The organism is Pedobacter nutrimenti, from assembly GCF_003208655.1.
Taxonomy (GTDB): Bacteria; Bacteroidota; Bacteroidia; order Sphingobacteriales; family Sphingobacteriaceae; genus Pedobacter; species Pedobacter nutrimenti.
Genome location: NZ_QKLU01000002.1, coordinates 258594 through 274250, shown reverse-complemented (window position 1 = coordinate 274250; position 15657 = coordinate 258594). Strand labels below are relative to the sequence as shown.

General features: G+C 42.9%; 15 protein-coding genes. 8 read left to right on the top strand and 7 right to left on the bottom strand.

Annotated features, from left to right (window positions below):
* The 6 genes from B0O44_RS05880 to B0O44_RS05855 all read left to right on the top strand — a co-directional run bounded on the left by B0O44_RS05880 (position 1) and on the right by B0O44_RS05855 (position 6342).
* Positions 1-957, top strand: a complete 957-nt coding sequence (locus B0O44_RS05880) for an alpha/beta fold hydrolase (protein WP_110828097.1) — start codon at positions 1-3, stop codon at positions 955-957.
* A 2-nt stretch (positions 958-959) separates the two neighbouring features.
* A complete protein-coding gene (argB, locus tag B0O44_RS05875; RefSeq protein ID WP_211321324.1) occupies positions 960-1748 on the top strand; it encodes an acetylglutamate kinase in 789 nt (262 codons plus the stop codon).
* Positions 1749-1750: 2 nt separating this feature from the next.
* Positions 1751-2569, top strand: a complete 819-nt coding sequence (proC, locus tag B0O44_RS05870; RefSeq protein ID WP_110828093.1) for a pyrroline-5-carboxylate reductase — start codon at positions 1751-1753, stop codon at positions 2567-2569.
* A 5-nt stretch (positions 2570-2574) separates the two neighbouring features.
* Positions 2575-3642, top strand: coding sequence for a M20 family metallo-hydrolase (locus B0O44_RS05865; protein ID WP_110828092.1), 1068 nt, complete (start codon positions 2575-2577; stop codon positions 3640-3642).
* 88 nt (positions 3643-3730) lie between these two features.
* Positions 3731-5062: an argininosuccinate lyase gene (argH, locus tag B0O44_RS05860; protein WP_110828090.1), complete on the top strand. Its 1332-nt coding sequence runs from the start codon at positions 3731-3733 to the stop codon at positions 5060-5062.
* Between the two features lie 26 nt (positions 5063-5088).
* Positions 5089-6342 (top strand): pyridoxal phosphate-dependent aminotransferase, encoded by a 1254-nt coding sequence (locus tag B0O44_RS05855; RefSeq protein ID WP_110828088.1) that lies wholly within the window; start codon positions 5089-5091, stop codon positions 6340-6342.
* Between the two features lie 183 nt (positions 6343-6525).
* Here the strand turns inward: B0O44_RS05855 and B0O44_RS05850 are convergent, their stop codons facing one another.
* On the bottom strand, positions 6526-8106 hold the full coding sequence (locus tag B0O44_RS05850) for a peptide chain release factor 3 (protein ID WP_110828086.1): 1581 nt from the start codon (positions 8104-8106) through the stop codon (positions 6526-6528).
* Between the two features lie 91 nt (positions 8107-8197).
* Positions 8198-9625 (bottom strand): DUF6600 domain-containing protein, encoded by a 1428-nt coding sequence (locus B0O44_RS05845; RefSeq protein WP_110828083.1) that lies wholly within the window; start codon positions 9623-9625, stop codon positions 8198-8200.
* Between the two features lie 306 nt (positions 9626-9931).
* On the opposite strand from B0O44_RS05845, the gene B0O44_RS05840 reads away from it, so the two are divergent.
* Positions 9932-10645, top strand: a complete 714-nt coding sequence (locus B0O44_RS05840) for an SAM-dependent methyltransferase (RefSeq protein WP_110828081.1) — start codon at positions 9932-9934, stop codon at positions 10643-10645.
* A gap of 9 nt (positions 10646-10654) precedes the next feature.
* Here B0O44_RS05840 and nadD read toward each other — a convergent pair whose 3' ends face one another.
* The 3 genes from nadD to B0O44_RS05825 are packed head-to-tail and all read right to left on the bottom strand — an operon-like array spanning position 10655 to position 12736.
* Positions 10655-11227 carry a nicotinate (nicotinamide) nucleotide adenylyltransferase gene (gene nadD / locus B0O44_RS05835; RefSeq protein WP_110828079.1) on the bottom strand — a complete coding sequence of 191 codons (573 nt, stop codon included), beginning with the start codon at positions 11225-11227 and terminating at the stop codon, positions 10655-10657.
* Positions 11228-11280: 53 nt separating this feature from the next.
* Positions 11281-11853, bottom strand: a complete 573-nt coding sequence (gmk, locus tag B0O44_RS05830; RefSeq protein WP_110828077.1) for a guanylate kinase — start codon at positions 11851-11853, stop codon at positions 11281-11283.
* A gap of 19 nt (positions 11854-11872) precedes the next feature.
* Positions 11873-12736 (bottom strand): YicC/YloC family endoribonuclease, encoded by an 864-nt coding sequence (locus tag B0O44_RS05825; protein ID WP_110828075.1) that lies wholly within the window; start codon positions 12734-12736, stop codon positions 11873-11875.
* 179 nt (positions 12737-12915) lie between these two features.
* On the opposite strand from B0O44_RS05825, the gene B0O44_RS05820 reads away from it, so the two are divergent.
* Entirely contained in the window at positions 12916-13629 is a 714-nt protein-coding gene (locus B0O44_RS05820) for a hypothetical protein (protein ID WP_110828073.1), read from the top strand.
* Between the two features lie 2 nt (positions 13630-13631).
* On the opposite strand, the gene rnc is transcribed toward B0O44_RS05820, so the two are convergent.
* Positions 13632-14360 carry a ribonuclease III gene (gene rnc, locus B0O44_RS05815; protein WP_211321323.1) on the bottom strand — a complete coding sequence of 243 codons (729 nt, stop codon included), beginning with the start codon at positions 14358-14360 and terminating at the stop codon, positions 13632-13634.
* Between the two features lie 28 nt (positions 14361-14388).
* A complete protein-coding gene (gene fabF / locus B0O44_RS05810) occupies positions 14389-15642 on the bottom strand; it encodes a beta-ketoacyl-ACP synthase II (RefSeq protein WP_110828071.1) in 1254 nt (417 codons plus the stop codon).
* Positions 15643-15657: the final 15 nt, after the last annotated feature.

Sequence of the window (15657 nt, the reverse complement as noted above, 5' to 3'; positions counted from 1 at the left end):
ATGCGTAAAACCGGCTTATTCTTTGTCGCATTGTTGATCGGCCTGTCTTGCTTTGCCCAGCAAAAAGTGGACAGCGAAACAGATGGAAAATATGTAACGGTAAACGGGGCCAGGTTATGGGTGGTCACGGTAGGACAGGGTGACCCTGTCTTTTTTATTGCAGGAGGACCAGGTGGAGCACATCCGGGTTTACGTAGTTTTGATCCACTTGCAGCTTCTGGTCATCAGCTCATTTATTTTGATGGTTTTGGGCGGGGAAAATCCGACACGGCAAAGGTGGTCTCGGCCTATAGCCTGGAGCGGGACATTGAAGATCTGGAGGGCTTGCGTAAAGCATTGAAACTCCAGAAAATCTCCATACTGGGACACTCTTACGGTGGGCTTGTTGCCCAAGGGTATGCGATCAGGTACCCTGGGCAGGTCAGTCATCTGATTCTGGCCAATACCTTTCACAGTTATGTCATGTGGCAGGAGAATGATGACAATTCCAACCGGGAAATCAAAACCAATTATCCAGAGGTATGGGATGAACTGATGAAGCTTCGGGAAAAAGGAGCTGTATCAAGTGATGCAGATCATCAGGCGGTGTATGGAAAGGTGCCTTATGGTTTTTTGTATGCCTATAATCCCGATAAATTTGTATCCAGGGGTAAAAAGCCTTATCCAAATAGTTTTAATTCCAAATTGTACTACCAGCTGGTGGGCAGGGACGGTGATTTTTATGTGGGCAGTGACATTGGGGCCTTTGACTTCAGAAAGCAGTTAAAAGACCTGAAAATGCCCGTGCTGATTATCGGCGGTCGGTTTGACCGCGTGGCCACACCCTGGATGATGGTTAAATATAAAGAATATTGCCCACAGGCGCAATTTGTGTTGTTTGAGCAATCGGGCCACAACCCGCAGGTTGAAGAACCGGAAAAAGAATTTGCCCTGATTAATGATTTTCTAAAAAAATAAAAATGGAGCAGCTAACAGTTGTAAAGATTGGTGGAAATGTAATTGACAATTCAGAAAACCTTCACCGGTTCCTGCTGGATTTCCAGGCCTTGCCAGGCAAAAAAATCCTGGTGCATGGGGGTGGAAAAATTGCAACCGAACTGGGGACCTCTTTAGGCGTAGAAGCGAAAATGGTCGATGGACGCAGAATTACCGATGTGGAAACTTTACGGGTGGTGACCATGGTCTACGCGGGCCTGATCAATAAAAATATGGTGGCCCAGCTGCAGGCCAGAGGCTGTAATGCAATAGGACTTACCGGAGCAGACGGGAACATCATCAAAGCAGTCAAACGTCCTGTAAAAACCATAGATTATGGTTTTGTTGGTGATTTGGATGAAAATGCAGTAGCTGCCGGAACACTGGGAAGTTTGCTTCAGGCGGGCCTGGTGCCTGTACTTTGTGCCATTACACACAATGGTGAAGGTCAGTTATTGAATACCAACGCCGATACCATCGCCTCATCAGTAGCCGTTGCCATGTCTTCTGTTTACCAAACCAGTCTGGTTTATTGTTTTGAAAAAAAAGGCGTACTCCGTGATGTAGAAAATGAGGATTCGCTCGTTAAAGAAATCAGGGCCTCAGAATTTGAAATGCTGCAAAAGCAAGGTGTTGTTTCAGGAGGGATGATTCCGAAGCTGCACAATGCTTTTGAAGCGATAAAAAATGGGCTTGCTGCGGTCTATATTGGAAAAGCAGATGAATTGCCCCGGATCAGTGAACAGGATTTTGGAACTAGATTAACCGCTTAAATATGGAACAATATAAAGGACGTATCGCCATTCTGGGTAGTGGAAATATCGGTTTGTCCCTGGCAAAAGGACTGGTTAAGTCCGGTTATGTCCAGGCCGGACAGATTTGTTTAACCCGGCGCAATGCCTCAAAATTAAAAACTTTTGAACAGCAGGGTTTTGTGGTGGGCAGTGATAATGCTGCGGCTGTTGCCGCTGCAGATATTGTTGTGCTTGCTGTTCTTCCCCAACAACTGAATCTTTTGCTAAATGAAATTAACCCTTCAGTTGATGCAAAAAAACATTTGATCATATCGGTGGCTTCGGGCGTGAGTTGTAAAGACATCCGGAGTAAACTGAACACCGAAGTTCAGGTGGTCCGGGCCATGCCCAATACCGCCATAGCCATCGGACAATCGATGACCTGTATGGCAACAGATAATGCTGCAACTGTTCATTTGGAAGAAGTAACCCGTATGTTTGAAACTGTCGGTTCGGTGGTGAAAATCAATGAAGACCTGATGACTTCTGCAACGGCTTTATGCGCCTGCGGTATTGCTTTCTTTTTAAGGGCCATACGGGCGGCTTCCCAGGGCGGGGTAGAAATTGGCTTTCATGCAGATGAAGCTTTGAAAATGGCTGTACAGACCGCCAAAGGGGCTGCAGACCTGTTGCTGCAAATGCAATCCCATCCTGAACAGGAAATAGATAAGGTAACCTCGCCTAAAGGCTGTACGATTGCAGGTCTGAATGAAATGGAGCATAACGGTTTTAGCTCTTCGCTCATTAAAGGGATAAAACTATCTGCCGTAAAAGCAGGTGATTTGTATACAAAAGAATAATATTTATGATAGAACAACTGCAAAAAGAGAGTTTAGAATTGTTGAAAAGATTGATCAGCATTTCGTCTTTCAGTAAAGAAGAAGACAAAACAGCGGATACGATTGAGCAATTTTTGCAGGAAAGAAACATTAAAACCCACCGTAAGCTAAACAATATCTGGGCCTATAACCTCCATTTTGATGCGGCTAAACCAACAGTCCTGTTGAATTCACACCACGATACGGTAAAACCCAATTCAGGCTATACCCGGGACCCATTTTCCCCCGATGTGGAAGAGGGCAGGTTGTATGGTTTAGGGAGCAATGATGCAGGGGGCTGTCTGGTGTCGCTTATCGCTACTTTTTTGTACTTCTATGACCAAAAAGACCTGAGCTATAACCTCTGTCTGGCCACAACTGCAGAAGAAGAGATTTCGGGAAATGATGGGCTGGAATGCGTACTGCCAGATTTGGGACTACTGGAGTTTGCAATTGTTGGTGAACCCACTCAAATGAACCTGGCTATTGCAGAAAGGGGTTTGCTGGTTCTGGACTGTACAGTTCATGGTAAAGCCGGTCATGCAGCAAGGGAAGAGGGTGACAATGCGATTTATAAAGCGTTAAAAGACATTGACTGGTTCCGTCATTATCGTTTTTCAAAGGTATCGGAAGTTTTCGGCCCTTTAAAAATGTCGGTGACCATTATCAATGCAGGTTCACAACACAATGTCGTCCCTGCAGTCTGCACCTTTACCGTAGATGTAAGGGTGACCGATGCCTACACCAATGAAGAGGTGCTGAAAATTATCCGGACAAATGTGGATTGTGAAGTAAAGCCGCGCTCTATCCGCTTAAAGCCGTCTTCAATAGATAAAGGACACCCATTAGTTCAATCAGGTATTGCCCTGGGCAGAACAACCTATGGTTCACCCACAACTTCCGATCAGGCCTTGTTGAGCATTCCTTCGGTTAAAGTCGGACCTGGGGATTCGGCTAGGTCCCATATGGCAGATGAATATGTTTTCGTGGAAGAGATTTCGGAAGGAATAAAACTTTATATAGAAATGCTAAAGCCGGTCATCAACGGCAAATAATAGATATTAACCACCTTACCGGTATTTATAATTACTTTTACGCCCATAACCAGCGAAAGATTATATCGGTATTTATACTTGAATTTAAATGAAAATCTGGCAAAAAAACATAGAAGTAAATAAAGATATTGAAACTTTCACCGTGGGCAGGGACAGGGAACTGGATCTGGAAATGGCTGCTTTTGATGTTCTGGGTTCTTTAGCACATGTAGAAATGCTGGAAAGTATAGGCTTGCTGACCGCAGAAGAACTCCTTATTGTTCAGAAAGAATTAAAGCATATTTATGCAGAGATAGAAGCAGGGGATTTTAAAATTGAAAACACCGTTGAAGATGTGCATTCTCAGGTAGAATGGCTGTTGACGCAACGGATTGGGGAAGCCGGAAAGAAGATTCACAGCGGGCGCTCCCGTAATGATCAGGTACTGGTTGATTTGAAGTTGTTTTTCAGAAACAGGATCGAAGAAATGGTACACCACACTTCAGTTTTGTTTAAACAATTGATTTCCCTGAGCAATGCGCACAAGGATAAACTGTTACCTGGTTATACGCACCTGCAGATTGCTATGCCATCTTCTTTTGGATTGTGGTTTGGTGCGTATGCAGAAAGCCTGGTAGACGACCTGGAACTGATGCTGGCGGCCTGGAAGGTATGCAATAAAAACCCTCTGGGTTCTGCGGCCGGCTATGGCTCTTCTTTTCCTTTAAACAGAACCATGACCACCAACCTGCTTGGTTTTGAAAGCATGAACTATAATGTGGTTTATGCACAAATGGGCAGAGGTAAAACAGAAAGGGTACTTGCCCAGGCCATGTCCTCTGTGGCGGCATCTCTTGCAAAGTTGTCTATGGACATTTGCCTGTTTATTAACCAGAATTTTGGCTTTATCAGCTTTCCGGACGAGTTAACTACCGGATCGAGTATTATGCCCCATAAAAAGAACCCGGATGTCTTTGAACTGATCCGTTCCAGGTGCAATAAAATTCAGGCGCTGCCAAATGAAATTGCAATGATGACCACCAATTTGCCATCAGGCTACCACAGGGACCTGCAATTGTTAAAAGAAAACCTTTTCCCTGCAATCACCTCTTTAAATGAGTGCTTGGAGATTGCCACTTATATGTTGCAAAATATCCGGATTAAACAGGACATCCTGAAGGATAAAAAATATGCCTATTTGTTTAGTGTGGAGGTGGTCAATGAGCTGGCTTTAAAAGGTGTTCCTTTTAGAGAGGCCTATAAGATAGTAGGAGAGACCATCGAAAACGGGACCTTTGTACCCAGCACAAGTGTGAACCATACCCACGAAGGAAGCATCGGTAATTTGTATAACCAGGCCATAGAAGAGATGATGAATAAGGTGTTATCCCAGTTTAAATTTGAACAGACAAGAGCGGCCATTCAGAAATTACTGGCCTAAATTTTTAATCTTTATAAAACACAGAAATGAAAGTATCCGCATTAGCAAGCTCGCTTATTGGCTCAGAGATCATCAAAATTGGTAACGAGGTAAACGAAATGAAACGTAAGGGCGCCTCCATTGCCAACTTAACCATCGGTGATTTCGATTCTTCCATTTATCCGATACCTTCGGAGTTGAAAACCGGAATTGTTGAGGCTTATCATCAGAATCAAACCAATTATCCGCCTGCGGATGGCGTGTTGTCTTTAAGAGAGACGGTTTCAGGACTGCTCAAAGATCGGTTTGACCTGGATTACGGCGCAAACAGCATCCTGATTTCAGGAGGTTCAAGACCATTGATTTATGCCACTTATCTGGCCCTGGTTGATCCGGGTGATACGGTTGTTTTTCCTGCTCCGTCCTGGAACAATAACCACTATTGTCACTTGACTTCAGCAAACACGGTTGCCGTAAAAACAGATGCAGAAAATAATTTCATGCCAACAGCGGCCCAGCTGAAACCACATTTAAAAGGGGCAACCTTACTGGCCTTGTGCTCGCCTTTAAACCCTACAGGAACCATGTTCAGTGCAGCGCAGCTGGCAGAAATTTGTGATGTAGTGCTGGAAGAAAACAAATCCAGGAAAGAAGGAGAAAAAGCATTGTACATTATGTACGATCAAATGTATTCGCTGCTGACCTTTGGTAAGGAACATGTTCATCCGGTTGGCTTAAGACCGGAAATGAAAGATTACACCATTTTTATCGACGGAAGTTCTAAATGTCTTGCGGCTACGGGCGTACGTGTAGGCTGGGGATTTGGACCGGCAGAGATCATTAATAAAATGAAAGCGATTGTAGGCCATATGGGGGCTTGGGCACCGAAAGCTGAACAAGTTGCCATGGCAGATTATTTTCAGCATAAAGGACAAGTAGATACCTTCCTCAATGGCTTTAAAAAACGAATACAAGATAGCCTGGAGGCTTTATACAACGGTTTCATTGAATTAAAAAATGAAGGCTTTAACGTAGATGCCATTGAGCCTATGGGCGCCATCTATCTGACGATTAAAATTGATTATATTGGTAAAAGCACAGCAGATGGGCAATTGTTGAAAGACAGTGCAGATGTAAACTTTTACCTGATTAAAGAAGCAGGGGCCGCTCTTGTGCCTTTTTCTGCTTTTGGTAATGAAGACCATATGCCCTGGTTCCGCGCTTCAGTAGGTGCTTGTGCGCTGCAGGACATTAAAGAGATGATGCCAAGAATTAAAGCGGCTTTAAGTAAGCTGAAATAAAACGGATATTCTTTTAATAAAAAGCCTGTTAACACATTAACAGGCTTTTTATTAAAAGATCGTTTGTAGAATAATGGTTCAGATGATCCGCTCTTCAGACACCTGAACCGTTCCTTAAATTTTAACGCGTAATCATGTACCTTAACAATCGCTTAAACCCCGTTAAGAGGTTCCGGTAAAGATTTATTTAAACTCAGATGTTTTATGAAATTCAATATCCGGATAATCCCTCATGGTCATATTGATCATAAAGTCGTTATCGGCCAGATAGACCGGGTTGCCGTCTTTATCCTCGCCGATATGCTGTTGTTTCCGTTTCAGGAATTCTTCCAGTTTCTTTTTGTCCTTAGAGGTGACCCAATTGGAGCGGCTGTAGCTTAAGGTTCTGAAATACGCCTTAGCCCCATATTCATGTTCCAAACGGAAAGCGATCACTTCAAACTGGAGTTCCCCAACAGCACCAATAATTTTACGGTTTCCGGGTTGCTGGGTAAACAGCTGGGCAACGCCTTCTTCAGTCAGCTGTTGTATGCCTTTTTCCAGCTGTTTTGTTTTTAGCGGGTCTCTGTTCTCCACTTCCTTAAATATTTCAGGAGAGAAGCTCGGAATGCCCTTAAATTGCAATTGTTCTCCTTCAGTAAGCGTATCGCCGATTTTGAAGTTTCCACTGTCATATAAACCAACAACATCTCCCGGCCAGGCTTCTTCCACTATACTTTTTTCATTTGCCATGAAATCCATTGGGTTGGAAAATTTCAGTTTTTTATTTTGTCTGGTATGAAAATAGAACTTGTTACGCTCAAATTTTCCGGAGCAGATTCTTAAAAAAGCAATCCGGTCACGGTGTTTGGGATCTAAATTGGCATGGATCTTAAAAACGAAACCTGTGAAGTTCTTTTCATCCACCAAAACTTCCCGCTGCTCGGCCTCCCGGCTTCTTGGACTTGGAGCGATCTTGATAAAGGTATCCAGCAATTCCTTGATCCCGAAATTATTGATCGCACTGCCAAAAAATACCGGTGCCAGCAATCCATCTGTATACAGACTGTTGTCGAGTTCCCCATAAACGCCATGGACCAGTTCCAGATCACCTTTAAGCCCCTCGAGTTCTTTTGGTTTCAGAAAATTTTCCAAATTTTTATCATCCAGATCATTCACTTCAATCACCGGATCACTGATTTTGGTCTTATCAGGTTCAAAAAGATTTAAATGCTTATTGTAAATGCTGTATACCCCTTTAAAGGTGTGTCCCTGGCCAATAGGCCAGGATAAGGGGCAAAGGCTAATATTTAGCTTGCTCTCTATTTCATCCAGCAGATCAAAGGCATCTTTACCCTCCCTGTCCATTTTATTGATAAAAATAATAACCGGCGTATTTCTCATACGGCATACGGCCATCAGTTTTTCCGTTTGTTCCTCGACCCCTTTTACACAGTCTACAACCAGGATCACGCTATCCACTGCAGATAAGGTCCGGTAGGTGTCCTCCGCAAAGTCCTTGTGTCCGGGTGTATCCAGGATGTTGATCCTTTTTCCACTGTATTCAAAACCCATTACCGAAGTCGCAACAGAGATTCCACGTTGTTTTTCGATTTCCATGAAATCGGAAGTATTACTTTGATTGGCTTTGTTGCGTTTTACCGCCCCTGCAGTGTTAATAGCCCCACCAAATAACAGGAATTTTTCAGTTAAAGTGGTCTTACCGGCATCGGGGTGACTTATGATGGCAAATGTTTTTCGTTTTTCTATTTCCGGGTGAATCATAAAGGGTTAAGCGTATGGCTTGATAAAAGGCTGCAAAGATAATGAAAAAAACCGGCCATTAAATGACCGGTTTTTATGCTGTTGTATTTTGCTAGCCTCTGCCGCTTCTGGAAGCCCTTTCACCACCTCCCTGTTCTCCGCGGCTTTCTCTGGCCGGGGCACTTTGTTGAGGCTGTGACCTTTCCATCCTTTGAGGTTGTACCTGCTGTTGCGGAGGTCTTTCCATTCTTTGAGGTTGAATCTGTTGCTGTGGGGGCCTTTCCATCCTTTGGGGCTGAGAAGGCTGTTGCTGCCAGCGTTGAGGTTGCTCCGTACGCGCAGGCTGCTCCGGCCGCTGACTGCGGTCAGGTCTTGGCTGAACCGGTTGTGCAGGCTGGTTCGGTTGAACAGGCTGACCGGATTCTGGTCTTTGCCATTGCTGAGGCCTTTGCTGCGGGAAACTACCAGAAGAATTTCCCCTGTCAGTCCTTGTCGGACGGTTGAAGTTTCCATTGTCCGGTGTTCTTACCGGTTGTGTCCCATCGGTGGCAGGGCGCGGGTTATCGCCACGGTTAAAGTCCCTTCCAGGAGTGGTATTCTGGTCTCTGGAACTACGTCCAGGGGTGTTGTTCATGTTGTTACCCGGGGTATTGCTACCTGGGTTTCTTTCTCCACGATCAGGTCTGTTGCCAAAATTATTCCCACGATCTGTGACATCTCCACGGCTGGAACGTTCTCCACGGCTGGCGGTATACTCACTTTGTGAAATCGCATTCCTAGGTGCAACTGTACGGCCATCGTTACTTCTTGATGATCTTGGATTATAAATATTAACAGTGTTGTTGGTGATCCCCGTTCTGTCCGGTCTGCTGCTTCTGCTTACATTATAAACGCGTACATCCTGATTGGTTGCACGTCTGATGTCGTCTCTTCCAGGACCAGTATAGTAGGTATTCCTGCCACCCCTGTAAACATTGTTGATAATGGTTGTATTGTTGATGATGGTTACATTATTATAGCTTCTGTAACGTGGGTAACGGTTGTAGTAAATATTGCTTTGGGGAATAAAGCACCACCAGGAATTTGGAATATGATAACCTCCACCAAAATTAATATTGATGTTTATACCTGGTGATAGTGGCGCCCAGCCATAATATCCGCCACCACTTCTCCAACTCACCCATGCAGGTCCCCATGTGGTATCGGGAATCCATAACCATTGGTTAAACTGGTTCAGCACCCACCTTCCATAATGGAAAGGTGCCCAGCCCCAATTATAGTCTGACACCCAGGTATTGCCATATTCGGTCATCACCCAGCGTCCATTGCTGTAGTAAGGCCTGAAATCAGCCTGGTCTACGTCCGGTCTCCAGACATAGCCATATTGGGAGTCCTGTATCCAGGTTCCATAGGGAGACAATTCATCATAAAATGTCTGCAGGGAGACATCGTTTTCCTGCGCGGCAACTTTTTGCGCAGTCCCGGTTAGCAGGAACAGTAGTCCCAGCACTAAAACCGGCAGTTTGAACATTCTTTTCATTTGTGTGTGTTTTGTGTGTACGTATTCTCTATCAAATTGAGTTCCAAAGTATAAGAACGGTTTAATTTGTATGTAAAATATTGCAATATAATTAGTTTATAAGGCCTAATAATATTTTAAGACCAGTGGTAATGACCATTGTATATTTGTCCCCCTTTGGGTACAATTTAAACAAAGTGTAGAAAAATATAATAATGGGCCGATGAAAAACAGAGGAATAGATAATAATTCAAAGGCTTTAGTGTGCCCCAGTAATAATTTTACTTCTTTTGTAAATTGGTCCGGATTAATGGATTTAAAGTAATTATGGAAAAAGGCATTTTATACCTGGTCCCTGTACCGCTTGCAGAAGAAACAACAGGAAAATCATTTACCCCTTATGCAGGTGAGGTGATTAATGAGATCAGTACATATATTGTAGAAAACGAAAAGACCGCAAGAAAATTTCTGAAAGAAGCAGGCTTAAAGCGTCCACAAAGTGAATTGACCATTCATGATTACGGAAAGCACAAACGAAATACATCCCTTGCACCTTTTTTTAAAGAATTACTGGCCGGGAAAGATGTTGGGCTAATGAGTGAAGCCGGGTGTCCTGGTGTTGCCGATCCTGGCGCAGACATTGTTGCCGAGGCACACCGGAGAGGCATAAAAGTGGTTCCTCTTGTGGGACCAAGCTCAATTTTACTGGCATTGATGGCCTCGGGTTTTAACGGACAGAGCTTTACTTTTCATGGATATCTTCCAATAGACAAAGCCGAAAGAGCAAGAAGGGTGAAAGAACTGGAACAACTGGCCCAAAAATATAAACAAACCCAGTTGTTCATTGAAACCCCGTTCCGCAACAATCAGTTGTTGGAGGATGTACTGAAAAGCGCAGCCCCACAAACCCTGTTGTGTATTGCCTGTGACCTGACCTCACCGTCGGAGTACATTAAAACGCAGTCTATTGCTTTTTGGCGTAAAGAACGCATTGACCTGCATAAACGGCCAGCCATTTTTTTACTGTACCGGGCGGTTTAAAACAAGGGCTTAACGGTACATGTTTTTTCCCTCTATAAAGTGCAGCACAGGGTCTGGCAAAAAGTATCGTACATTTTTGCCATCCTGAAGGGCTTTACGGATAAAAGTCGAAGAGATATCCATTTGCGGGGTATCGGTAATCACCACCGAAGGGTGTTTTTCCCATTGTCCAAGGTCTGCTCCGGGCCGGGGATAGACATAAATCCGGTAGTTGTTCAGGATAACCTCGTAATTTTTCCATTTATGAAGAGATACGAGGTTATCTGCGCCCATAATCAGGGCAAAGTCCCTGCCCGGGTATTTTTCTTTTAAATAAGCCAGGGTATCCACCGTATAAGAGGGTTGCGGAAGTCCGAACTCTATATTACTTACCTTTAGTTTTTCAGCATGTTCTGTGGCCAGTCTTACCATTTCCAGGCGGTCATACATATTGGAGAGGCCCTTTTTATTTTTTAGGGGGTTGTGGGGAGAAACGACCATCCACACTTCATCCAGGTCTGTAAAATTTGCCATATAGCTGGCAATGACCAGATGTCCGGTGTGCACCGGATTAAAAGAACCAAAAAACAGCCCGGTTTTCATTTATCTATGTTTAATGTTGATCATGTACCAGAAGGATCTTTTGAAAATTACAATCAATCTTCTTTCAGGAAATTTCCAATCAGCAGCTCCGCTTCCGCACAAGCTTCATCCAGATCATAGTTTTTAAGGATCACATCGAATTTATCGGCGTATTTTAACTCTTTTTCTGCTTTAATAAAGCGCTCCTTTAATTTCTCTTCACTATCTGTGCCACGCCCGCTTAAACGCTCTTTAAGCACTTCCAGAGAAGGCGGCTGCACAAATATCGCCAGGGCATTTCCATCGTATTTACGCTTTAGACGTAAGCCTCCCTCTACATCAATATCAAAGATAACATGTTTGCCTTCATTCCAGATTCTTTGAATTTCTGAGCGCAGGGTACCATAAAAAGTGCCATTATAAACCTCCTCAAATTCAACAAATTCCTGATGGGCTACTTTATGTAAAAAAGCTTCTTTGGAAATAAAATAGTAGTCTTTTTCATGCTTTTCATCTCCTCTGGATTCACGGGTGGTTGCGGAAATGGAAAAGCTCAAAGAAGGAAATTTCTTGAGCAAATGTTTAACTATAGTTGTTTTTCCGGCACCGGAAGGGGCCGAAAATATGATCAGTTTACCTTGTTTCATTGTTGTTTCTTTCAGCACACTAAAGTACGTTTAACAGTTGTTCTTTAATTTTTTCCAATTCTTCCTTCATTCCAACAACTAACTGTTGTATTTGAGCATCGTTAGCTTTAGCGCCCATCGTATTAATCTCTCTTCCGATCTCCTGTGAAATAAAACCTAATTTCTTACCGTTGGCATCCTTGCTTTTTAAAGTTTGTGTAAAATATTCACAATGACTTTTTAAACGGATTTTTTCCTCGGTAATGTCTAATTTATCTATGTAATAAATCAGCTCCTGCTCCAGGCGGTTCTGATCTATGTTGATCTTGCCAACATTGTCTTCCAGAAACTGGCTCAGTCTGGCCCTGACCTGGGGAATTCTAAGCGGTTCGAGGACCTCTACCTGCGCAAAAAAACCAAGAATATTTTTAATCCTTAATTCCAGATCAGCTTTTAAAACAGCACCTTCAGTTTCCCTGAACTGATTAAAGTTCTGCATGGCCTTTGTAAAAGTGCTCAAAAGGATTTCCCAGTCGGTTTCATTCACTTCCTCCTCAGAATAATTGATGACATCGGGGAAATTCAGAGCGGCCTGTAAAAGATTGCTGGAGTTTGCCCCTAAATCGGTATTTAATGCTTCCAGCTGTTTATAGTACTTCGTCAGCAGGGCGGCATTGATCTGTGCGCCTTTTAGCTGGTCAGCACTGCGTTCAATATTAACCGAAACATTTACTTTTCCCCGTTCAATATCTTTGCTGCACAGGTTGCGCAGCAATAATTCTTTTTCAGAATAAGCCCTTGGGAGTTTTAAACTGAGTTCCAAAAATTTGGAGTTTAAAGATTTGATCTCTACTGCAAATTTAACATTCTCATGATCAGTAGAGGCCAGGCCGTAACCTGTCATTGATTTTATCATGTGCAAAGATATGATTTATTGTTTAATGGTTGAAAACTATGGTTCCTAATCGTTTAGATAAATTTAAAGCCAGCAGGTTGTATTTAACTTTTTTTAACATGACATATAGGATTTTTAACACTGATCCTGAAAACATATAAGTAAATTTGTTGTATTATACATGAGATATGAAGAAAAACGCCCTATATATTTTAATTGTAATCATCAGCTCACAGATCGCTGTTTTAAGGGTTTCTGCGCAACAGGGTACTTTAATAACAGGAGTTATTAAAGAAAACGGAACAGTGAACCGTGTAGGTCAGGCCGGAATTGTCAATAGAAAAACCAATGGCGTGGTGAGCAGTAACGATTTAGGGATGTTTCAGATTCGTGCAAACATAGGGGATACCCTTGTTGTATTTAAAAGTGATTTTTCAGACGCAGAAGTTGTCGTCCGCTCCTATAAAGACCTGGTGGTACAGCTCAACAAAGGCAATATGCTTAACCAGGTCAACATCTATGGCCAAACTAAAAAGCAGGAAATGGATGCGATCAAAAAAGATTTCCGGGATAAGGGGGCTTTTTTTGCCGGTAAACCACCTATTCTGTCTTATTTCTTTTCTCCGCTTACCGCAGTGTATGAGCTGTTTGGACGCACGCCCAGGAATGCAAGGAGGTTTGGTAAATATTATGCAAATGAATTGCAGCAAACTGAAATAGATGGTTTTTTTAATGAAGCACTCATTAAAAAGCATACAGAACTACAAGGAAAGGAGCTGGAAGATTTTATGCTCAATTACCGGCCGGACTATTCTGTCGCAAGTAAATGGACAGAATATGACGCCATTAAATACATCCGGGATTCGTATAAAAAGTACAGCGATACCCTTAAAAAGAAATAAAATTAGATAGAAAGGCTTTCGCAGGTTTTTTCGGCGGCAAGTTTTTCTGCATTCTTTTTATTGTAGTCCCTGCCAATGCCAAAGCTTTCGCCGTCAATAACCGCCTGTACGGTAAAGAGTTTTGCACTTTCACCTTCTCCGTTGTCAATCATATCAAAAGTAATGTCCTTGCCATGCCTTTGGCACCATTCAATTAATTTGCTTTTAAAATTGGTTTCGGTTTGCTCCAGGGTATGGATGTCGATGTAAGGTTTTACAATGCGCTTTAATAAAAACTCTTTGGTGAAGTTATAGCCTTTATCCAGATATACTGCACCTACAAGCGCTTCAAAGGCATCACCAAGCATAGAATGGTGTTTGGTCTGCACATTAACCATTTTCTGGTCAAAGATGATCAGCTGGTCAAACCCCATTTTTCGGGCCAGTTGATTTAAGTTTGCCCTGTTTACGATTTTAGAACGCATTTCTGTCAGGAAACCTTCTTCTTTATAGGGATAGCTTTTAAAGAGCAATTCTGCGATTACCGAACCCAAAATGGCATCTCCCAGGAATTCGAGACGCTCATTGCTGCTCCGGCTGCCATTCTTCAATATTTTTGCGACAGAACGATGCCTGAATGCCATTTTATATAAAATGGCATTACCAGGCACAAAGCCTAAAATATTTTTCAGCTTTTTTATAAACTCCCGATCCCGTGAGAAATGGAGTTTATATAGGTTAAATAAAGGCATCGATTGTAGCAAATATCACTATTTGGTCTTACTCCTCATACTTTTTAAAAATTACAGATGCATTATGGCCACCAAAACCAAAAGTGTTGCTTAGCGCAGCCCGTATAGGACGTTTTTCGGCTTTATTAAAGGTAAAATTCAGTTTTGAATCAAACTGAGGGTCATCTGTAAAGTGATTTATAGTTGGAGGGACGACGTCATTTTGAACGGCAAGGATCGCTGCGATGGCTTCAACAGCACCAGCAGCGCCAAGTAAATGACCTGTCATTGATTTGGTCGAACTGATGTTTAATTTATAAGCATCTTCACCAAACAGGTCTACAATTGCTTGTGTTTCAGAAATATCGCCAAGAGGAGTTGAGGTTCCGTGGACATTGATGTAATCAATATCAGCGGTAGACAGTTTTGCATCATTTAATGCGTTTGTCATGACCATTTTCGCACCTAGCCCCTGAGGATGTGGTGCAGTAATGTGGTTTGCATCAGCGCTCATACCGCCGCCGACGATTTCTGCATAAATTTTCGCTCCACGTTTTTTTGCATGTTCCAGTTCCTCCAGAATAATTGTACCGGCACCTTCACCGGCAACAAAACCATCACGGTCCTTGTCAAAAGGCCTTGATGCAGTAGCAGGATCATCATTACGTGTAGAAAGCGCGTGCATTGCATTGAATCCACCAATACCGGCTTCATTAATAATGGCTTCTGAACCACCTGAAATAATTACATCCGACATTCCCAGACGGATATAGTTAAAGGCATCAATCATCGCATTAGTGGATGAAGCACAAGCAGAAACAGTTGCAAAATTTGGCCCTCTTAAGCCATATTTAATAGAAATGTGACCAGAGACAATGTCTATGATCATTTTAGGGATGAAAAAAGGATTAATGCGTGGTGTACCATCACCGGCAAAAAAGTTTCTCATCTCCTCCAGAAAAGTCTTGATACCACCAATCCCTGAGCCCCAAATGACACCGATACGATTGGTGTCCAGCTGAGAGAAATCAAAGCCACCATCTTTAACAGCTTCTTCTGTTGAAACAATGGCATATTGAACAAATGGATCTAATTTGCGGGCCTCCTTCTTATCCATGAAGTGCTCCGGATTGAAGTTTTTGACCTCGCAGGCAAATTTTGTTTTAAATTTTTCTGTGTCAAATCCTGTAATAGGCGCAGCGCCGCTCACACCATTTACCAAACCATCCCAGAATTCCGGGACAGTATTGCCAATTGGAGTGAGCGCACCTAAACCTGTAACTACTACTCTTTTTAATTCCATTTATACGGGTTATAC